This is a genomic window from Pedobacter gandavensis (genome assembly GCF_014172405.1).
GTDB lineage: Bacteria > Bacteroidota > Bacteroidia > Sphingobacteriales > Sphingobacteriaceae > Pedobacter > Pedobacter gandavensis.
In genome coordinates this window covers 211,272-230,833 of sequence record NZ_WNXC01000004.1, presented here as the reverse complement: position 1 = coordinate 230,833, position 19,562 = coordinate 211,272, and the positions used below count along the sequence as shown (strand labels likewise).

The window sequence follows — 19,562 nt, the reverse complement described above, 5'->3', positions numbered from 1 at the left end:
TCCATGCTAACGAATAACCAGACTTCATCAACTCTTGAAATGGAACGCTTGCGGGCGTTGCGGGATTATGATATATTGGATACCCCTCCAGAACAGGAATTTGATAATATTACCAAGCTAGCCAGCTTGATCTGCAATACCCCTATCGCAGTCATTGCATTGGTTGATGAAGATCGGTTATGGTTTAAGTCAGTATTGGGCCTCGATTTTAAGGAGTTGCCCAGAGAGATATCTTTTGCCGAACATGTGATCCAGTCGGACAATGTATTCGAAGTTTGTGATGCTTTGGAGGATGAGCGCTTTAGTAAACATCCCTCCGTTATAGGCCACATCCATTTAAGATACTACGCCGGCGCTCCATTAATTGATGAAAATGGCTATCGCTTAGGCACCATTTGCGTGTTCGATCAGCAGCCTAAGCAAATGAGTGAAGCGCAGAAAGAAGGATTGCAAATCCTTGCCAAAGAAATTATTACCCACATCTCCCTCCGTAAAAAAGCCAAAGAGCTACAAGTTAAAACGCAGCGCTTTGAAGAACTCCTGAACATCTCTACTGTATCCCCTGAAATTCATTGCATCCTGGACGATAAAGGAGAATTGTTGTTTGTCAACAGTGCCGTTACAAGCGTGCTGGAATATGAAGTGGAGGAAGCAGTTGGTTTAACTGCCTGGACATTCTGTTATCGGGATGATATAGACAGGGTAGTCAATACCATAGAAGCAGGTTTAGCTCTGGGTACCAAACAGTTCAATATCGATTTCAGAATTGTCACCAAAAGCGGATTAATCCGTTGGTTGAGCTGGAATATGGTCTGTAAAAATAGACGTTGGTATGCGTATGGAAGGGACATTACGGAGAATAAAAGAGTAGAAAATGAACTGATGAAGCTCTCCTTCGTGGCGAGTAAAGTGAATAATGCAGTCGTGATCAATGATTCCGATAACCATGTGACCTGGGTAAATGCGGCCTTTGAGAAAATTACCGGCTTTACGCTGGAAGATATTAAAGGGCAGCGTCTGGGTGATTTAATTCAGGGACCAGGAACAGATCTGGAACTGATCGAACAGGCTCGTGAACTCACCAACAGACACCAGTCTTTTACGGTAGACCTTTTGGCTTATCGTAAAGACAAGCAGCCCATCTGGCTGTCCATCTATAATACTGTCGTTTTTAACGACGAAGGAAAGGTGGAAATTGAAGTAGAGATCATCCTGGATATTACAGAAAAGAAAAAAGCAGAAGAAGAACTACAACTGCTGTCTTTAGTCGCCAGTAAAACAGATACCGGTGTAAATATTGCCGATGGCGAAGGGTATACCACCTGGATTAACCATTCTATGGAAAAGCTGACGGGTTATACTTTGAATGAGTTACAAGGACTTAGACTGGGCGATATTCTCTCTAAAGATGAAGCCCAAAGAGAACTGATTGTAGCTTCCAGACAGAAGGCCAACAACAGAGAATCTTCTATAATAGAAGTACAGGCGAAAAAGAAATCAGGAGAACCCATCTGGTTTTCCGTTTCTAATACGCCCATCGTAAACGAGAAAGGAAAAGTAGAACGTCAGATAGACCTGATCACGGATATTTCGCAACGGAAGCAGGTAGAAAAGGAAATGGTAGAAGCCAAGGAGCAGGCTTTACAGTTGAGTGCGGCAAAGGAAATGTTCTTGTCGGTGATGAGTCATGAAATCAGAACACCGCTAAATGCAGTGATCGGAATGGCACACCTTTTACTCGATAACGATCCTAAAGAGTCACAGATACCAGATTTAAACTTATTGCGCTTTTCTGCAGAGAACTTGCTGAATATCATTAATGATATTTTGGACCTGACCAAAATGGAAACCGGAAACGTGCAGCTGGAAACCATTCCTTTTAGCATGAAAGCCCTGGCTTCTGATGTGATCAATTCTTTACAAATGAGTGTGGTGGCCAGGAATAATACACTGGAGCTGATCTGCGATGAAAGAATTCCTGAATATGTTAAAGGGGACAAAACACGCCTGTATCAGGTGATGATGAATCTTCTGGGTAATGCGATCAAATTTACTCAGGATGGCACGATTATTTTGGAAATCAACATGCTTTCCGAAGATCAGGACCGTGTATTGCTTCACTTTGCAGTAAAAGATACCGGGATTGGTATTGCGGAAGAAAAGCTGGCCTATATTTTTCAACCTTTTATTCAGGCAAGAACGGATATTTCCAGGAAATATGGAGGTACCGGGCTTGGTTTAACAATCACCAAGAAGATGCTGGAACTTTACGGGGCCGATATTCAGGTGGATAGTGAAGAAGGAGAAGGAACTGTTTTCCATTTCAACATCTCTTTTGAAAAAGCAAACGATTATGTGCCTCAAGTGAAGGTGTTCACTGAACCGAATATGTTTATGGACAAACGCATTCTTCTGGTAGATGATAATGAAATTAATGCGCTCATTGCCAAACGTATTTTTGGTAAATGGGGACTTAGCCTGGACTTTGCCATAAGTGGAGAAGAGGCTTTGGAGAAAGTGCGCGATCATATCTATGACCTGATCTTTATGGACATAAAAATGCCAGGGATAGATGGTTTTGAAGCGACTACGCTAATTAGAGCCATGGATGGCGATTATTATAAGCAAGTGCCTATCCTTGCGTTAACCGCTTCTACCTTACACGATGAACACAATAAGTTTGCGGAGTCTGGAATGAACGGACACATCTTAAAGCCTTTCAAGCCGGAAGACATGAGAAATGTACTCTCCGAATACCTGAGCTAAACCAGCAACTATCTAATTTTTTTAGGAAATAATTAAGGAGTAAAAGCGGAATTATTAGAAATGATAAAGGGCCGATATTCCACAGACGTGAAGGTATCGACCCTTAAATTAACGCTCTCAAGGTCAAAGTAAAGGAATATGTTTTACTTATCAAAATATTTTTTAATTTATTTATGAATTTAGGTGAGTTGAGCTGAAAATAAGCTTTAGTGTGTTATTGCTTGGAGAAAAAACCAGCTTAGATGGTTAAGAAAGTAAGAGGCCGGCAATCCAAAAGAGGATGTCCGGCCTTTACCATCTTAAATTAACGCTCTCATTTATATAAACGAGTGAAAGCGCGGATTTGTTACACCATGTTTTATTTTTATTTTACAAAAGCCAGCGCAGCAATGCTGAGTTTTTCTGGCATCGACTGGAGTAGTGTAATGCCACAGGCTTCCATGGTTGCGCCAGTAGTGAGCACATCGTCTATCAGTAATAAATGCGTATTTTCCAGTTCCTTTAGATGTTGAAGTTCAAAGGCAGTAGACATGTTGTCAAAACGTAAAAGTCTGCCTTTGTTTGTTTGGGTATCTGTAACGGTTTTGCGAAAAAGATGCCGGGTGCTAATGGGGACTTTTAAGACCTGCGCAATGCCGCGTGCAATACATTCACTTTGGTTATAGCCGCGTTCTGCTGATCTTTTTGGATGCAGGGGTACTGGAACCAGGAAATCTATGTTTTGATATAGAGGGGCGGTCAGGAGACGTTCTCCAAGTAAGGTGCCGAGCTTCAATCCTAGTGATGGTTGATTGCTATATTTTAAATGATGGATGAGTTGCCGGGTCACATTTCCTTTTTTAAAGAAAAGCATTGCCATGGCTGCTGAACAGGGGAGTCGTCCCCAAAACTGTCGGGCCACCAGGTTTTCCGGATGAAGGTGATGGTCAGTATAGGGTAAAGCCTGTAGACAAGTATTACAAATGTCCGATTCTTCCGGAATTAGGGGTTGGGCACAACCAAAACATTCTGCTGGAAATAGTAAATGTAAAAGCTGCTTAAAATTATTTTTGAAGAATGGCATGGGCTAATCTATGTGAATTAGCCATTGCCTGGTTGAAATTCGGGATTTAGTTTTGCTCTTTTACGGCAAGCTGTCCGCAGGCAGCATCAATATCCTTACCTCTACTTCTTCTGATGTTCGTGTTTACGCCCTGATTTTTCAAATAAGCAGAGAAAGCATCAATCTTATCGCCTTCTGCATTGATGAAATCGGCAAACTGAATTGGGTTGTATTCAATTAAGTTTACTTTACAAGGAACGTGTTTACAGAATTTAGCCAGCTCCATCGCATCTTCAATCTCATCATTGAAATTGTTAAATACAATGTATTCGTAGGTCACCGGATTCTTTGTCTTAGAGAAATAATATTTTAAAGCTTCTTCTAATGCTTTCAACGAGTTTTGCTCATTGATCGGCATGATTTCATTTCTTTTCTTATCATTTGCCGCATGTAGCGAGATGGCCAGGTTAAATTTAACCCCGTCATCACCCAATTTCTTGATCATCTTGGCAATACCAGCAGTAGATACGGTAATGCGTTTATACGACATATTCAGTCCATCTGGAGCTGTAATACGGTCGATAGATTTCAATACATTGGCATAGTTTAGTAAAGGTTCTCCCATACCCATATAAACGATATTCGTTAATGGGGCATTGTAGTTTTTCTTCGCCTGCTGATCAATCAAAACCACTTGGTCATAGATTTCATCTGCATTCAGGTTACGTTTACGATCCATATATCCTGTTGCACAGAATTTACAGGTTAAACTGCAACCCACTTGTGAACTCACACAGGCAGTCATACGTTCTTCCATAGGAATCAGTACGCCTTCTACAATATTACCATCATACAGTCGGAATGAACTTTTGATGGTTTGGTCATTACTAAATTGTGAGTTGTTTACTTCGACTACATTGATCGCATAGTTTTCATCCAGTTTCTTTCTAAGGTCTTTAGAAAGGTTACTCATTTCCTCAAAGGAACGTGCAGATTTCTCCCATAGCCATTGGTATACCTGTTTGGCACGGTAAGAAGGTTCCTGCATGTTTATAAAATGTTGTTGCAGCTGAGGAAGGTCCAGTGAACGTATGTCTGTTTTTTTTGTAGTAAGCATTGCTGCAAAGTTACCTAAAAAAAGAATAAGCCAGCAAAAATTGATTTTGCTGGCTTAAAATGTATGGGATTACTGTCGGATTATGACAGTTAAATTATGTTTAACGCTTTGGTCCTCTGCTTTTTCCAGGAGCGCCAGAGTTTCCTCTTGAAGGTCTAACTGGTCTTTTGCTTGGTCCATTGGTCTTGTTCCAATCTGTAGTACTGGAAGCTCCACGGTATGGAGTGCCAGATTTTTTATCCGCTCTTGGTTTGCCAGAAGCCGATCTTGGTCCCTCAGATTCTGATCTTGGTCCAGCCGATCTTGCGCCGCCAGCTCTAGGTGAACCCGGTCTTGGTGGGCCACCAGGTCTGCCAGAAGAATTTTTTCTCGGAGCAACTAATTCTTCGAAATCTGGATTTACTGGTTTTTTACTTGCTTTCTTCGCTGCTGATGCCGCTTCTAAAGAACTTGATTTCGCAACAAGATTGAAGATCTCCGTTTGCTCTGCTGGAGTAAGTTCTCTCCATTCGCCAACAGGAATACCTTTTAAAGTAATATTCATGATTCTGGTACGCTCCAGTTTGGTAACTTCAAACCCGAAATGCTCACACATTCTTCTGATCTGACGGTTTAAACCTTGAACAAGTACAATCTTGAAGGTAAAAGTACTTTCTTTAATTACCTTACATTTTTTGGTCATCATGCCCAATACAGGAACACCTTTGCCCATACCAGCGATGAATTGCTCTGTAATCGGTTTGTTAACGGTTACTACATATTCTTTTTCATGGTTATTTCCAGCACGAAGAATCTTGTTGACGATGTCTCCGTTATTGGTTAGGAAAATTAGTCCTTGAGAATCTTTGTCCAGACGACCAATTGGGAAAACCCGCTCGCTGTGGTTTACATGATCCACCATATTACTTTTTACGCCCGCTTCAGTCGTACTGGTAATGCCGACAGGTTTATTATAAGCGATTAAGATGGAGTTTTCAACTTCTTTTGGCTCTATGGTCTGGCCATTCACCGTAACGATATCCCCGAAAAATACTTGATCGCCTACCTTGGCTTTCCGGCCATTGATAAATACATTTCCTTGTTCTATGTATCTGTCTGCAGCTCTTCTGGAGCACAGACCGCTCTCACTAATGTATTTATTTAATCGGGTGGTAGAATCAGACATGGGTATGGGTATAAATTGTTTCAGTTTACAAAGAAATCAAAATATACCCATATATCTATCAAAATATTGTAAAGCTGTGTATTCTAAAAACTAGTATCATCAGCACTAGGCCCATAACTCCCCGGAATTGGGATGTCTAATAAGCGCAGAAATACGCCTAGCTGTGCCCTGTGGTGGATAATTTGAGATAAGACATGTCGGATTAGACTCGCCTTTGTGAAGGTAGAATAAATTTGTTCCCCATTTCGTAAAATCCAGGGTTCCGACAAGATTTCTTCTTTTGCTGCGGATAAGTGTGAAGTACCATCTTGTAAGGACTCTTCAAATAGTTTCATCAAATCAGCATTGGTTTTAAGTTCTTTTGGGCTATAGGGAGCCGAAGCAAAGTCAAGTTCATCGGTAGTTACAGCGAGGGTGATCCAGGTAGGTAACTCAGCAATATGACTGGCGAGTACTTTTACAGTCATGCTTTTTGGATGTGGCTGCCAATCGAATTTTTCAGAAGGCACGATCGCTAACATTTTACGTGTAGTTTGAGCTTCTTGTGCGAGCTCTTCTAAGAACATTTTAATCATTTCCATTTCGTTGTATTTTAAATTGTAAGACAAAGAAAAGTAGGAGGGATGACAACCCTATGTCAGTTGCTTTTATTCTTCTAAACTTATTTCATGAAGGGGCTGAGCCACTTTTGCGAAAGAACCAGCATACACACTGTCTGATATTTGCTGGCCATTGTAGGAAACGAAAATAAGGTAAGCCTCCAGGTGTTTTTCGGATAGATCTGGACTGATCTGGAAAAATTCTTTCCCCTCTTCCCTTCTGGAACCACTATAAATACAGCTGATTATTTTTTCTTCGGGGAATAAAAGCACAGTCATGGCCCGATCATGGTGGTAATTGGAGGGCATGTCGGCAGGTACTTCCCACTGAAATTGAATGCCACCATCAACCTTCAAAATACTTGGATTCAGCGCAAAAGGAAGCGGACCTTTACTCAGCATGGCTTTAGGATAATCCAGACTGATTTCTGGATATTCGCCTTTTAAAGCATGTTTTTTATGGTAAGAAAGCGCCTCATTATAAGTGTTTCTATCCGTTCCGATCACTTCATTTCGGTAGCCGACTTTGATGACCTCCTGTAGTGGTCGCAGGAAATTATTGACGACTGTCATCCTTTGGAAATTGGCTAGCTTTGGTAAAGTCGGGGGCTTATTGCTTTTTCCTATAGTTCTGATCACGTTTTTTCCATTGAGGGTGTATCCTACCAGGTTGCCTACACGGCCATGAAAACTTCCAAATAAACCATTGTTCAAATTTCCCATATCATTTTGAATAAACAATTAACAATCAGCCTTTTGATCAAGGTAGTCAATGCCTTCGATAAGTCCCCGACTTGCGCTTATATTCACATAAACGTTACAGAGTCTTCAGATAGCCTTTGGAAGGTCTTAGGGATAATGAAAGGATCATCCAACCATTATGTAACCATTTTGCAAGGGTTATGTAAATTAGACAATAAGCAGGCTGCAAGTCTAACGCAGGTCGAGCGGAAGGGCGATGTGTTTTGGAGGATAGCTAAGATTTCTTCTAATCGTAGATTGCACAATTGCGCTGAAGCATAGAGAATGATAAAACGCTGTATATTTTAGGGGAAATACCTTTCCTTTGTAGCTATGATTTCCTACATCTCTGCTTCCTACGTTTATCCGGTAAGTTCGGCTCCTTTAGAAGAAGGGGTAATTGCCTTGGATGCCAATGGTTTAATTTTGGAAATCCTGACTGCGGCAGAAGCTGTATCGAAAGGAATTACTGATATTAAATTCTATGAAGGCATCTTGGTTCCGGGATTTGTAAATACCCATTGTCACCTTGAACTCTCTCACCTGAAAGGGAAAATTGACAAACATACCGGGCTTCCGGGATTTGTAGAACAAGTGATCCGACAAAGACAGGCAAAGGATGAGGAGGTGGTTGATGCGATGGAAATCGCAGACAGGAATATGTATGCGCAGGGAATTGTAGCCGTTGCTGATATTTCTAATCAATTGATTTCTAAAGAGGTTAAAGAGATTAGCGGAATCTATTACCATACTTTTATTGAAGCAATGGGCTTTAATCCGGGAAAGGCTGCCGACATTATCGAGGCGGCGAAAATCATGAAAAAGGCTTTTCAACCTTTAAATGCATCCATCGTTCCGCATGCTCCTTATTCGGTGTCGGATAATTTGTTTAATGAAATTAGGAAAGAAGGGGAAGTTCATCAGGACCTGATCAGTATTCACAATCAGGAAACTCCGGAAGAAAATGAGTTTTTTGAATATAAATCCGGGAGCTTTTTGAAATTATATGAATTCCTGGGTTTAAATATTGACTTTTTTAAAGCAACAGGTCGAAGCTCATTGCAGTCTTATTTACCTAAACTTTCTCCTTCACTAAAAACACTATTGGTACACAATACCTTCAGTAGCTCTGCTGATCTGGACTTTGCAAAAGCCAATCATCCGGCTTTGTATTGGTGTTTATGTCCGAATGCAAATTTATATATAGAAAATAAGCTGCCAGCTCTTCCGCTCTTTTTAGAAGCAGGGGTAAAAATTACACTTGGAACAGATAGTCTGGCCAGTAACGACCAGCTGAGTATTGTAGCAGAAATGAGAACTTTACAACAACATTTCCAGCTTCCATTAGCACAATTGCTAAGTTGGGCTACGATTAACGGCGCTGAATTTTTAGGAATTGAAGATCGTTTTGGTAGTTTAGTCCCAGGAAAAACTCCAGGCATCAATCTACTGGAATATGTGGAAAAGGATGGGGAAATGTGGATTACAGGACAGATAAAAAGATTAGCATAATGAAAAATAGGATCAGCACCTTATTTCAAATTAAATATCCCATTATTCAAGCCGGCATGGTCTGGTGTAGTGGCTGGCGATTGGCTTCGGCTGTCTCAAATGCCGGGGGGTTGGGAATTATCGGTGCCGGATCAATGTATCCTGAAGTATTAAAAGAACACATTCAAAAATGTAAACAAGCAACTGACCTGCCTTTCGGAGTCAATGTGCCATTACTGTATCCCAATGTAGCAGAGGTGATGCGGATCATTGTGGAAGAGGGGGTGAAAATTGTGTTTACTTCTGCGGGAAATCCTGCTACCTGGACAAGCTTTCTGAAAGAAAATGGAATTACGGTTGTTCATGTGATTGCCAATACTAAATTCGCTTTAAAAGCGGAGGCTTGTGGTGTTGACGCTATTGTAGCAGAGGGTTTTGAGGCCGGTGGTCACAACGGAAGAGAGGAAACGACTACCTTGTGTTTGATTCCAATGGTCATTAAATCGCTGAAAATTCCAGTTATTGCTGCTGGTGGGATTGCCAGTGGTGCTGCAATGCTTGCTGCATTTGCGCTTGGTGCAGAAGGCGTCCAGATTGGATCAGCTTTTGCTGTGGCGGAAGAGTCTTCTGCCCACCCGAATTTTAAATCAAGTATTCTTGCTGCGGCAGAAGGAGATACAAAAGTGAGGATGAAGAAATTAGTGCCAGTCCGACTCCTGAAAAATGCTTTTGCGGAAGCAGTGGCGCAAGCAGAGGCAGAAGGTGCCAATGCAGAAAAGCTTCAACAGCTTTTAGGTCGTGCAAGAGCGAAATTAGGTATGTTTGAAGGAAATTTAGAAGAAGGAGAGCTGGAAATCGGACAGGTGTCTGCGATGTTAGGTGAAATTAAACCTGCGGCAGAGATACTAGAGGTCATCTGGCAGGAGTTTTTAAGCACAAGAAATCGGATTTGTAGCCTGGATTTAATAGGTAGCGTTGAATAAAAGAATAGCATTGAATTTCAAGTCAAGAAGCATAAATTAAGAATGAAACACATCAATATAAGAGTAACCGGAAAGGTGCAAGGGGTATCCTTTAGGGCGACCACAAAAGCAATCGCAGATCAAATGGGTGTCCGCGGAATCGTTAAAAATGAAAAGGATGGTACGCTGTACCTGGAAGCAGAAGGCGATGATGCTTCTTTAGAAGTCTTTGAGGAATGGTGTAACGAAGGACCAGATAGAGCGAAAATTGAAACTGTAGAAGTGACTCCGGGAGAATTCAAGGGGTACCGTAATTTCGAAATCATCAAAAAATAACGCGTGTCTGTCATCAAAAAATTCCTCGGTCAGACTGCAATCTATGGTTTAAGTACTGTTTTTTCCAGGCTGTTTAACTTTATCCTGACTCCAATTTATACCAGCAAGTTTGCTGCAGGGACGTATGGTATTTTCACTACAATGTATGCCTATGCCTCGCTAATTAATGCTGTATTGGCTTTTGGGATGGAGAGTACCTATTTCAGGTACCTCAATAAACACGAGGATAGAAAACAGGAGGTATATAACAACTCTTTCCTGGTAATCGCTTTCATCTCTACACTGTTTTTAATTACAGGTTTGGTGTTGTCAAATCAGATTGCCGCTTATTTAACGGATGATCCGAAACAACTCACCGATTATAAGCATTATGTGCAATTTTTTATCGGGATTCTGTTTATTGACGCGATCTGTGTGATCCCCTTTGCTAAATTGAGGGCGGATGAAAAAGCATTTAAATACAGTCTGATTAAATTTCTGAACATTGGCTGCTTTGTAGGCTTTAACCTATTGTTCATTTATATAATTCCATGGATCATCAAACATGATTTGCCAATGGCAGCATGGTTCTCGTCCTGGTACCGCGGTGTTTGGGTGGGCTATGTATTTGTAGCCAATTTAATTGCCAGTGTTATGACGCTTATCATGCTTTTACCAGAGTTTTTAAAACTTCAGCTGAAATTTGATAAGGAGCTTTTTGGTAAAATGTTTTCTTATTCCTGGCCGGTATTGATAGCCAATCTTTCTTTTATTGTGAATGAAAATCTGGATAAAATTGTATTGAGTCGGCTACTGCCAGATGCGATCGCGGATTATGAAGTCGGTGTGTATGGTGCGGTTTGTAAAATTGCCATTTTCATCAGTATTTTCGTTACCGCCTTTCGTTTAGGAGCTGAACCTTTCTTTTTTAGTCATGCTAAAAAGGAAAATGCAAAGCAGACTTATGCGGTTATCCTCCATTATTTCGTCATTGCGTTGGTGGTGCTGTTTGTAGGTTTAATTGCCAATATTGAAGTCCTGAAGTTTTTTATCCGCAAGCCTGAATATTGGGTAGGACTACCAGCAGTCCCTTATTTGCTGTTCGGTTATGTCTGTCTTGGGGTGTATTCTAACCTTTCTATCTGGTATCGTTTATCCGATCAAACGCGCTTTGGATTATATATTTCTATCATTGGGGCGTTGATCACCATTGTGTTTAACTTCGTGTTGATTCCAAAGTACAGCTATATGGGCTCAGCCTGGGTTTCTATGTTGGCGTATTTTGTGATGATGGTGATCTCTTATATATTAGGTCAGAAATATTACCCTATACCATACGATTTGAAAAGAATCCTCAGCTATTTAATCATTTCTGTAGTGTTGGTGATTTTATCTTTCTGGGTATTCAACAGGAATATTTATATTGGAAATGTGTTACTTCTGGCTTTTATTGGCGGGATCATATATTTCGAAAAAGACCAGTTGAAATCTATCTTGTTTAAAAAATAGCAAGGTTTGCACGCAACGAAATTAAAATAGCATAAAAAAGAAGCTTGATCCATCGAACATCATGGTTCTTAATCAGAATCCAGATTGATCAGTTTCAAACCATAAATAAAAACAAATATTACAATGAAGATCAATATCATTAACAATTCCGGACACGCTTTACCTCAATATGAAACTGCTCATGCGGCAGGAATGGACATGCGTGCTTTTGTGGAAACTGAAATCACGATTAAACCTTTGCAGCGCGTATTGATCCCAACGGGGTTACACATTGAGTTGCCAGTAGGATTTGAAGCCCAAATTCGTCCTCGTAGCGGATTGGCTTATAAACATGGCATCAGTATTGTGAATTCGCCGGGTACAATTGATGCGGATTACCGTGGTGAGATTAAAGTATTGTTGGTAAACCTTTCTGATACTGATTTTGTAGTAAACAATGGCGATCGCATCGCACAAATGGTGATTGCAAAGCATGAGACTATTTCGTGGGAAGCAGTAGAAGAATTGTCAGATACAGCGCGTGGTGCTGGTGGTTACGGCCATACTGGTAAGTAAAAACTCCCGGTGAGCTATCCCAGTTTATAAAACGTAGGGAAATAAAGCCGGAAAATAAATAAAACAACGATGAAGCAAAGGTCTCTTTTACTGTCATTACTTCTTGCGGGCTTGTCGGCTGCGGCGCAACAACCTGGAAATCCAAAATTGGATAGTACTGAAGTGAAGACCCTTTTCTTCGCCGGATTGCGGGAAAAGCTAAATGAAAATTACAGCAAGGCAGGAGAAAGTTTTCAAAAGATCCTGACTATTGACCCAAAAAATGCAGCGGTTTATTATGAAATCGCGAGCCTCAATTACCGTCAGAATAAACTGGCGGAAGCAGAAGCAGCCATCAAGAAGTCTGTTGCACTAGATGCCAATAACCTTTGGTACTGGAAGATGATGGCCGAATTGTACAAACGCAAAGGGGATATGGAGGGCTTAGTTGGTGTTTTTAACGAGCTCATCCGTTTATCACCCGAAGATGATGCTTTTTATTTTGATAGAGGCAATGCTTACCTGCTATTAGGTAAAACCACGGAAGCACTCCAGGCTTACGATGAGTTAGAGAAGAAATTTGGTGTTTCAAAAGCACTGATCCAGGCAAGACAAAGGATTGACCTGGGTAATAAAAAATCGGCAACCAAGGCAGATATGGCAGAAATGCTGACCGCAGGTCCGGATGATGTTCCCGGAATGCTGGACCTCAGCCAGTCGATGGTTGAAAAGGGGCAAATGGAAAATGCATTGGTTTTGCTCAAAAAAGCCAAAAACATCAGTCCGGAGAATTATGAAATCGATCTGGCACTCGCCGATTACTATCAGAATTTAAAAATGAATAATGAATCCGGACTGGCATTAAGAGCGGCTTTTAACAATCCCGAAATGCCGACGCAAAGGAAGGGCAAGATTATTCTGATGATCGCCGGAACGGCCAAGAATTCGTTGCGCTTAGAAGAGGCAATTGCACTTTGTAAGCTTGCAATGGAAAGCTCAGCAAAGGAGCCTAATATGCTCGCTTTAAATGGCGATTTATTATATCAAAAAGGTGATTTAAAGGGTGCTTTACAACAATATCAGGAGGTATTGATATTGAGTGATCAGCTCTACCCGGTTTGGGAGCGTGTATTAACCATTCAAAATAACTTAGGGAAGTATAAAGAAGCAGCAAAAACAGGAGAAGAAGCTTTGGCTATTTTTCCGAATCAGGCAATTCTATATTATTACCAGGCTTTTGCCCTGCACCGCGATCAGCAAAATGTAGCCGCAATGATTAATGTTAAGTCGGCTATGCAGCTGGATGGAGACAATCCGGAACTTCAGGCGCTTATTTTTGCATTACAAGGAGAGATTTTTCTGGACGAACGGAAATTTAAAGAGGCCAATACAGCTTTTGATAAGGCTGTGACGCTGGCGCCAAAAAATTACTTGCTCTTAAACAATTATGCTTTTTATCTGGCCTTGAGTAATCAGGACCTGGAAAAAGCAGCAGGCTTAGCGGCAAAAGCGGCAGCAGCATTGCCAGGAAATACTTCTGTGGCAGATACCTATGCACTCATATTATTTAAACTTGGAAAGTACGACAAGGCCAAAACCTGGGCAGAACTAGCCATACAGCATGATGGCGCAGGGAATGGTCTTTATCTGGAACATTATGGCGACATCCTGTTTTTTAACGGGGAGCAGGAAGCGGCAGTACTCCATTGGCAAAAAGCAAAGGATGCAGGAAATGAGGCTGCCAATTTAAAACGAAAGATTAATGAGAAGAAATATATTAAATAGCTTGCTTTTTCTAGCCTTGGTTTCTTTAACTATGGCCTGTAAAGTAAAAAAGAAAATCGTTGTGGTACCGCCGGTAACGGGTGTTGCTCCTGTAGACACGGAAAAGGTGGAAACACTGAAGATGTTGGCCGAAAAGGACATTTCTTACACGACGCTCTCTTTGCGTGGAAAGGCAAAACTGGACATCAATGGCAATGCTAACAATGTCAGTATGAACATCCGCATTCGTAAGGATGAAGGAATTTGGGTTTCTATTGGTGGACCCATGGGGATTGAAGTAGGCAGAGCATTAATTACCCCAGATAGTATTAAAGTGTTGAATAAATGGCAAGGGGTATATTTAGGAAAGCCCTTCAGCTATGTCCATCGTTTTACAAATCCGCAGGTCACCTATAAATTATTGCAAGCGATCTTGTCTGGAAATACCATTCCTGAATTTATGGATACGGATGCCAATGTCACTTCAAAAAATGGTGTTTGGGAAATCAGTGGGGAGCAGGCAGACCTTGCTTACCTGGCTTTATTCAATACCTTGTTTAAGGTTTCGGAGTATCAGTTGAACGACCTGAAATCTGCGAAAGCATTGAAGGTAGTTTATGGTGATTACCAAAATATGAATGGTACATTGTTTCCGACAACGATCCAGATCAACTCTATGGCGGGAACGCAAAAAATAGCGTTGAATATCGATTTTTCAAAGGTAGAAAGTAATCTTCCGGTGGATTTCCCGTTTAATGTTCCAGGGAAGTATGAAGTAATAAACTGATTTTTTTTATACTTTTGACGCAATGAAGCTAAATAAAATATTATTCCTCTTCTTATTTTTACTATCCGCAACAGTCGCCGTTGCGCAAAGCAGTTTGGAGCTTAAAAGAAAAAAAGAAGCGATACAACGGGACATAGAACTGCTTCAGCGAAATCTGACTAAGACCGCGAAAAACAAAAAACTTACCCAAAGCCAGATCGATGCATTAAACGCCAAAATTGGTTTAATGCAGGACAAGATTACGGTGATCAACTCTGAAATTAAGAATCTGGACAATCAGATTCATGAAAATACAAATACGGTGATCAACTTAAAAGGACAATTGTCGCAGCTTAAAAAAGAGTATGCGGGAATGATTCGTTTTGCACAGCGCAACCAGAATGCGTACGACAAGATGATGTTTGTCTTTGCTGCCAGTGATTTTAACCAGGCTTATAAAAGGATAAAATACCTGCAGCAGTTCGGTCAATACCGAAAGAAACAAGCAGGATATATTCAAGGGACACAGAAAGACCTGAATTATAAGATTGTAGTGCTGGATAAAAACTTAAAGCAAAAAAGTAGCTTGCTGCATGAGCAGGAAAGCGAAAAAGATAAACTGGGCAAGAATAAGAATGAACAGGCTCAGGTATTGAATAAATTCAGTAAACAAGAAAAACAATATAAGCAAGACATTGTAGCCCGTAAAAAACAACAGGCGCAAATCGATAGGAATATTCGTTCGGCAATTGCCCGGGAGATTGCCATCGCCAAGAAGAAGGCAGAAGAGGAGGCGAGAGCTGCTGCAGAGCGTGCCAGACTTGCTGAAGAACGCGCAAGAGCTGCTGCTGAACGTGCCAGAGCGTTGGCTGTTGCTAAAGCGAAGGCGGAGAATAAGCCGATTCCTGCTGCCGTAGCTGCGACACCTGTAGCTAAGGCTAAAGTGGCGACGGCAAACAGTAGTAACAATTACCTGACGGCAACGCCGGAAGCAGCAAAACTATCTGCGGCTTTTGAAAGCAATAGGGGTTCTCTACCCTGGCCAGTGGCTACCGGGACGACTACAGAGAGCTTCGGGAAACATAAAGAAGGACAAGCCAGCTATGACAATGCTGGTATTACCATACAAACCAATGAAGGTGCTGCGGTAAGAGCCGTGTTTAACGGAAAAGTTACCCAAATAGGAAATGCACTCGGCAGGTATTATGTGCTAATCAAACACGGGCAGTATTTTACCGTGTATCAGAACCTTAAATCCGTTAGTGTAGGCAAGGGAGAGGATGTGAGCACCAAACAAACCATCGGAATAGTCGCTTCCTCAGGGGATATTCCGGAACTTCAATTTCAGATCTATAGAGGTCAGGCTGCACAAAATCCTGCGGGATGGCTATCAGCAAAATAGAGGATTGCGCGAGAAATGTTTATATTTGTATATTGATTTAATAAAATAGAGCTTAAAATGTATTCAGGAACAGTATTGGAATTCTTAAATATGGGCGGTGGTGAGATTATCATCATCCTTGCTGTGGTTCTTTTGTTATTTGGAGGTAAAAAACTTCCAGAATTGGCAAGAGGATTAGGAAAAGGAATCCGTGATTTTAAAGACGCCTCAGAAGGGGTGAAAAGAGAAATCCATCGCAATATTAATTCCGTAGGTATCGTAGATGACATCAATGACGTGATCAACGACAATAGCCGTCACCATCCAAAGGAAACTAGTTTGGAGGAGCAAATGTATCCAGGTAGTACCACAACTACTCCTGCTGCGGAAGGAATTGATTTAGAGAAAAAGGAAACTCTTGCTGCAACAAGCCATGAGAATCCGAAAATTGAAACAGATAAAACACAACTTTAACTAATAATATCATGTTAAACACACCAATATTAGCCGCTTTAGGAGGCATGGAAATTGCCGTTATCCTTGTAATTGTTTTATTACTTTTTGGTGGTAAAAAAATTCCAGAACTAATGCGTGGCTTAGGTAAAGGCATTAAAGAATTTAAAGACGGAAAAGACGGGATGGATGATGCTGCTGACAAAGTAGAACAAAACCGCACCAACAAACCATTATAGGTTTTAATCCGATTTTTTAAATTTAACCTATTCTTGAAATTTGAAGAAGTATAACTCCTTATCAGAGATACAAACCCTTATTGCTCAAAAAAAACTTAGTTTAACTGAGCTATTGGATCACTATTTTAAGCAAATAGAAACTCATGAACACCTCAATGCTTTTAATGAGGTGTTTTTTTATTCTGCGGCCGCTCAGGCTAAAGTAGTACAAGAGAAAATTGACAATGGTACTGCCGGCAAGCTGGCAGGAATGGTGATTGGTATTAAAGACAATATCTGTTATAAAGACCACATCGTTACCGCATCTTCCAAAATGCTGGAAGGTTTTGTCTCTCCATATTCTGCAACCGTAGTAGAGCGTCTATTGGCCGAAGATGCCATCATCATCGGAAGACTCAATTGTGACGAGTTTGCGATGGGTGGTTCCAATGAAACTTCTTATTATGGCGTAGTGAAAAACGCAGCTGATGCAGCACGTGTTGCCGGAGGCTCTTCAGGAGGTTCGGCAGTGGCGGTACAGGCAGATCTATGCCTGTCGGCATTGGGTACAGATACCGGTGGTTCTGTAAGACAACCAGCTGCTTTTTGCGGATGTATCGGAATGAAGCCTACTTATGGCCGCATTTCCAGATATGGTGTGATCGCTTATGCTTCTTCTTTTGATCAGGTAGGTACCATTACTTCTTCTATCTCTGATGCTGCCCTATTGCTAGAAGTTCTGGCAGGTGCGGATGATTATGATAGTACGGTTTCTAAACAAGAAGTACCGGATTATACTGCTGGTTTAGCATCAGCTGCTCAGAAAAAGATCGCAGTATTAAAAGAAACACTGGAAAGTGAAGCTTTAGATCCTGAGATTAAAGCATCCATCCTTAGCGCAATCGAGCGTTTTAAAAGTCAGGGGCATACTGTAGAATATGTGTCTTTTGATTTGCTGGATTACCTGGTTCCTGCTTATTATGTCTTAACCACAGCCGAAGCTTCTTCGAATTTATCCCGTTATGATGGAGTTCATTATGGACACCGCAACATGGACGCAGTTACTTTGAACGACTTGTACAAGACTTCCAGAGCGGAAGGTTTTGGAGAAGAAGTGAAAAAACGCATCCTGATCGGGACCTTCGTTTTGAGTGCTGGTTATTATGATGCTTATTATCAAAAAGCACAACAGGTGAGAAGACTGATCCGCGAAAAGATGGAAGAAATGCTGGTTGATTTTGATGTGATCTTAAGCCCGGTGGCGCCAACTCCGGCATTTAAGATCGGAGACAACATGGACGATCCATTGGTGATGTACATGGCGGATATCTTTACGGTATTGGCATCATTGACAGGAATTCCAGCAATTGCAATCCCTTTGGGCAATAATAAAGAAGGATTACCGTTAAGCTTACAGCTTATGGCAAAGCACTTTAAGGAACAGGAACTGTTATCCCTGTCCCATACATTTTTAACCTAGACCCATGTCACCAAACATTGCCTATGAAAATAAATGTACTATTTGCATCCTGTATTTTAGCATTAACCAGCTTTTCAGCAGCAGCTCAGCAACAACGGCAACAAATACTATCTCTACAAATTATTGATACTGTTGCCGTACCGGTCTTACCGGAAACCCCTACCTTTTACAACCATAATTACGTGTTTAAGGCCAGACTGGATTCGATCCAGAAAATGGTTCCACTCAGCTATAATGAACATGTGCAGAAGTACATTGACATTTATAGCGGTCGCAAAGACATGATGGGAAAAATGCTCGGCTTGTCCGAATATTACTTCCCGGTTTTTGAAAAAGCACTGAAATATTACAATATCCCCGAAGAAATTAAATACCTGCCCGTTATAGAGTCTTCTATGAATGCCCATGCGGTCTCCAGGGTAGGTGCCACAGGTTTATGGCAGTTCATGTTTGCTACGGCAAAAGATTATGGACTGAATATGGACAATTTTGTGGATGAAAGAAAAGATCCAATCCAAGCCAGTTACGCAGCAGCAGCTTATTTTAAAGATGCTTATCAGGAACTTGGCGACTGGCTTCTGGCCATTGCCGCCTATAACTGCGGAATGGGTAATGTGAAAAGAGCCATCATTAAAGCCGATTCCCATGATTTCTGGGAAATCAGACCCTATCTCCCTCAGGAAACACGCAATTATGTACCTGCTTTTATTGCAGCACTCTATGTGATGAAATGCTCCGGCCAACATCAGATTAAATCACAACCAACTACATTCGTTAAAAACACCGATACTATACAGGTCAGCCGTTTTGTTTCCTTACCACAATTGGCCACGGCATTGAGCATCGAAGCAGATGCCTTATGTAGCCTTAATCCCGCTTATAAAAAGAAGATTGTGAATGGGACAGAAGAGGAACCCAAGCGAATCATCATTCCTAAAGTGAATATGGCTCAGTTTGCACAGATCTATGAAGTGTTGAACAATACCGAGCTCGATGTGAATCCAAAAGTGTTTCTGGCTTCAAATGATGACCGTCGCTTGAAGAAGAAGATCGTCGCAAAACCTGTTGCTGCCATCAGTTATCATAAGGTGACTCCCGGACAGACACTCAGTGCCATTGCCGATAAATATCAGGTAGAAGTGCAGGATTTAAAAGTGTGGAACGGACTCAAAAGTTCTTCGATTGTTCCTGGACAAAAGTTGAAAATCCATAATCCTGAATCGAGTAAACGAAAACAATACGCTATTAAAGGCTAATCT

18 protein-coding genes are annotated in these 19,562 nt (G+C 41.2%); 13 read left to right on the top strand and 5 right to left on the bottom strand.

What is annotated here, in order from left to right; genetic code table 11:
- Window positions 1-3: 3 nt before the first annotated feature.
- Window positions 4-2,766 (top strand): PAS domain S-box protein, encoded by a 2,763-nt coding sequence (locus GM920_RS13245; protein WP_182958050.1) that lies wholly within the window; start codon window positions 4-6, stop codon window positions 2,764-2,766.
- A gap of 364 nt (window positions 2,767-3,130) precedes the next feature.
- Here GM920_RS13245 and GM920_RS13240 read toward each other — a convergent pair whose 3' ends face one another.
- From GM920_RS13240 to GM920_RS13220, 5 genes are all read right to left on the bottom strand, one after another.
- The gene (locus GM920_RS13240; RefSeq protein ID WP_182958047.1) at window positions 3,131-3,829 is read right to left on the bottom strand and encodes a ComF family protein; all 699 of its coding nucleotides are present in this window, start codon (window positions 3,827-3,829) and stop codon (window positions 3,131-3,133) included.
- 46 nt (window positions 3,830-3,875) lie between these two features.
- Window positions 3,876-4,925 carry a 23S rRNA (adenine(2503)-C(2))-methyltransferase RlmN gene (gene rlmN, locus GM920_RS13235; RefSeq protein ID WP_182958045.1) on the bottom strand — a complete coding sequence of 350 codons (1,050 nt, stop codon included), beginning with the start codon at window positions 4,923-4,925 and terminating at the stop codon, window positions 3,876-3,878.
- Between the two features lie 100 nt (window positions 4,926-5,025).
- Window positions 5,026-6,090 (bottom strand): 23S rRNA pseudouridine(2604) synthase RluF, encoded by a 1,065-nt coding sequence (rluF, locus tag GM920_RS13230; RefSeq protein ID WP_182958042.1) that lies wholly within the window; start codon window positions 6,088-6,090, stop codon window positions 5,026-5,028.
- 83 nt (window positions 6,091-6,173) lie between these two features.
- Window positions 6,174-6,671, bottom strand: a complete 498-nt coding sequence (locus tag GM920_RS13225; RefSeq protein WP_182958040.1) for a DinB family protein — start codon at window positions 6,669-6,671, stop codon at window positions 6,174-6,176.
- A gap of 66 nt (window positions 6,672-6,737) precedes the next feature.
- Window positions 6,738-7,412, bottom strand: a complete 675-nt coding sequence (locus GM920_RS13220) for a DUF6266 family protein (RefSeq protein ID WP_182958038.1) — start codon at window positions 7,410-7,412, stop codon at window positions 6,738-6,740.
- Window positions 7,413-7,763: 351 nt separating this feature from the next.
- Here GM920_RS13220 and GM920_RS13215 point away from each other — a divergent pair, with 351 nt between their 5' ends.
- The 12 genes from GM920_RS13215 to GM920_RS13160 all read left to right on the top strand — a co-directional run bounded on the left by GM920_RS13215 (window position 7,764) and on the right by GM920_RS13160 (window position 19,559).
- A complete protein-coding gene (locus GM920_RS13215; protein ID WP_182958036.1) occupies window positions 7,764-8,942 on the top strand; it encodes an amidohydrolase family protein in 1,179 nt (392 codons plus the stop codon).
- Window positions 8,942-9,904 carry an NAD(P)H-dependent flavin oxidoreductase gene (locus GM920_RS13210; RefSeq protein WP_182958034.1) on the top strand — a complete coding sequence of 321 codons (963 nt, stop codon included), beginning with the start codon at window positions 8,942-8,944 and terminating at the stop codon, window positions 9,902-9,904. Before GM920_RS13215 ends, GM920_RS13210 begins: the two co-directional genes overlap by 1 nt.
- 42 nt (window positions 9,905-9,946) lie before the next feature.
- On the top strand, window positions 9,947-10,219 hold the full coding sequence (locus GM920_RS13205) for an acylphosphatase (protein ID WP_182958032.1): 273 nt from the start codon (window positions 9,947-9,949) through the stop codon (window positions 10,217-10,219).
- Window positions 10,220-10,222: 3 nt separating this feature from the next.
- Window positions 10,223-11,707 (top strand): oligosaccharide flippase family protein, encoded by a 1,485-nt coding sequence (locus GM920_RS13200; protein WP_182958029.1) that lies wholly within the window; start codon window positions 10,223-10,225, stop codon window positions 11,705-11,707.
- A gap of 123 nt (window positions 11,708-11,830) precedes the next feature.
- Entirely contained in the window at window positions 11,831-12,262 is a 432-nt protein-coding gene (gene dut / locus GM920_RS13195) for a dUTP diphosphatase (protein ID WP_182958026.1), read from the top strand.
- Between the two features lie 69 nt (window positions 12,263-12,331).
- Window positions 12,332-14,026: a tetratricopeptide repeat protein gene (locus GM920_RS13190; protein ID WP_182958023.1), complete on the top strand. Its 1,695-nt coding sequence runs from the start codon at window positions 12,332-12,334 to the stop codon at window positions 14,024-14,026.
- On the top strand, window positions 14,004-14,792 hold the full coding sequence (locus tag GM920_RS13185; RefSeq protein ID WP_182958020.1) for a DUF4292 domain-containing protein: 789 nt from the start codon (window positions 14,004-14,006) through the stop codon (window positions 14,790-14,792). The genes GM920_RS13190 and GM920_RS13185 overlap by 23 nt, the downstream gene beginning before the upstream one ends.
- A 22-nt stretch (window positions 14,793-14,814) precedes the next feature.
- On the top strand, window positions 14,815-16,173 hold the full coding sequence (locus GM920_RS13180; RefSeq protein ID WP_182958017.1) for a murein hydrolase activator EnvC family protein: 1,359 nt from the start codon (window positions 14,815-14,817) through the stop codon (window positions 16,171-16,173).
- Between the two features lie 57 nt (window positions 16,174-16,230).
- A complete protein-coding gene (tatA, locus tag GM920_RS13175) occupies window positions 16,231-16,626 on the top strand; it encodes a twin-arginine translocase TatA/TatE family subunit (protein ID WP_182958014.1) in 396 nt (131 codons plus the stop codon).
- A gap of 11 nt (window positions 16,627-16,637) precedes the next feature.
- Window positions 16,638-16,844, top strand: coding sequence for a Sec-independent protein translocase subunit TatA/TatB (locus GM920_RS13170; RefSeq protein WP_182958011.1), 207 nt, complete (start codon window positions 16,638-16,640; stop codon window positions 16,842-16,844).
- Between the two features lie 40 nt (window positions 16,845-16,884).
- Window positions 16,885-18,303, top strand: coding sequence for an Asp-tRNA(Asn)/Glu-tRNA(Gln) amidotransferase subunit GatA (gene gatA, locus GM920_RS13165; protein ID WP_182958008.1), 1,419 nt, complete (start codon window positions 16,885-16,887; stop codon window positions 18,301-18,303).
- A 23-nt stretch (window positions 18,304-18,326) separates the two neighbouring features.
- Window positions 18,327-19,559: a lytic transglycosylase domain-containing protein gene (locus GM920_RS13160; RefSeq protein WP_182958005.1), complete on the top strand. Its 1,233-nt coding sequence runs from the start codon at window positions 18,327-18,329 to the stop codon at window positions 19,557-19,559.
- The last annotated feature ends 3 nt before the right edge of the window (window positions 19,560-19,562 follow it).

What these genes read in the sequence shown, in the direction of transcription:
- GM920_RS13160 (WP_182958005.1), top strand. Translation starts at nt 18,327, where the DNA reads ATGAAAATAAATGTACTATTTGCATCCTGTATTTTAGCATTAACCAGC.
- tatA (WP_182958014.1), top strand. Translation starts at nt 16,231, where the DNA reads ATGTATTCAGGAACAGTATTGGAATTCTTAAATATGGGCGGTGGTGAG.
- rluF (WP_182958042.1), bottom strand. Translation starts at nt 6,090, where the DNA reads ATGTCTGATTCTACCACCCGATTAAATAAATACATTAGTGAGAGCGGT.
- GM920_RS13215 (WP_182958036.1), top strand. Translation starts at nt 7,764, where the DNA reads ATGATTTCCTACATCTCTGCTTCCTACGTTTATCCGGTAAGTTCGGCT.
- GM920_RS13185 (WP_182958020.1), top strand. Translation starts at nt 14,004, where the DNA reads ATGAGAAGAAATATATTAAATAGCTTGCTTTTTCTAGCCTTGGTTTCT.
- dut (WP_182958026.1), top strand. Translation starts at nt 11,831, where the DNA reads ATGAAGATCAATATCATTAACAATTCCGGACACGCTTTACCTCAATAT.
- GM920_RS13220 (WP_182958038.1), bottom strand. Translation starts at nt 7,412, where the DNA reads ATGGGAAATTTGAACAATGGTTTATTTGGAAGTTTTCATGGCCGTGTA.
- GM920_RS13225 (WP_182958040.1), bottom strand. Translation starts at nt 6,671, where the DNA reads ATGGAAATGATTAAAATGTTCTTAGAAGAGCTCGCACAAGAAGCTCAA.
- GM920_RS13190 (WP_182958023.1), top strand. Translation starts at nt 12,332, where the DNA reads ATGAAGCAAAGGTCTCTTTTACTGTCATTACTTCTTGCGGGCTTGTCG.
- GM920_RS13180 (WP_182958017.1), top strand. Translation starts at nt 14,815, where the DNA reads ATGAAGCTAAATAAAATATTATTCCTCTTCTTATTTTTACTATCCGCA.
- GM920_RS13205 (WP_182958032.1), top strand. Translation starts at nt 9,947, where the DNA reads ATGAAACACATCAATATAAGAGTAACCGGAAAGGTGCAAGGGGTATCC.
- GM920_RS13245 (WP_182958050.1), top strand. Translation starts at nt 4, where the DNA reads ATGCTAACGAATAACCAGACTTCATCAACTCTTGAAATGGAACGCTTG.
- GM920_RS13210 (WP_182958034.1), top strand. Translation starts at nt 8,942, where the DNA reads ATGAAAAATAGGATCAGCACCTTATTTCAAATTAAATATCCCATTATT.
- GM920_RS13170 (WP_182958011.1), top strand. Translation starts at nt 16,638, where the DNA reads ATGTTAAACACACCAATATTAGCCGCTTTAGGAGGCATGGAAATTGCC.
- rlmN (WP_182958045.1), bottom strand. Translation starts at nt 4,925, where the DNA reads ATGCTTACTACAAAAAAAACAGACATACGTTCACTGGACCTTCCTCAG.
- GM920_RS13240 (WP_182958047.1), bottom strand. Translation starts at nt 3,829, where the DNA reads ATGCCATTCTTCAAAAATAATTTTAAGCAGCTTTTACATTTACTATTT.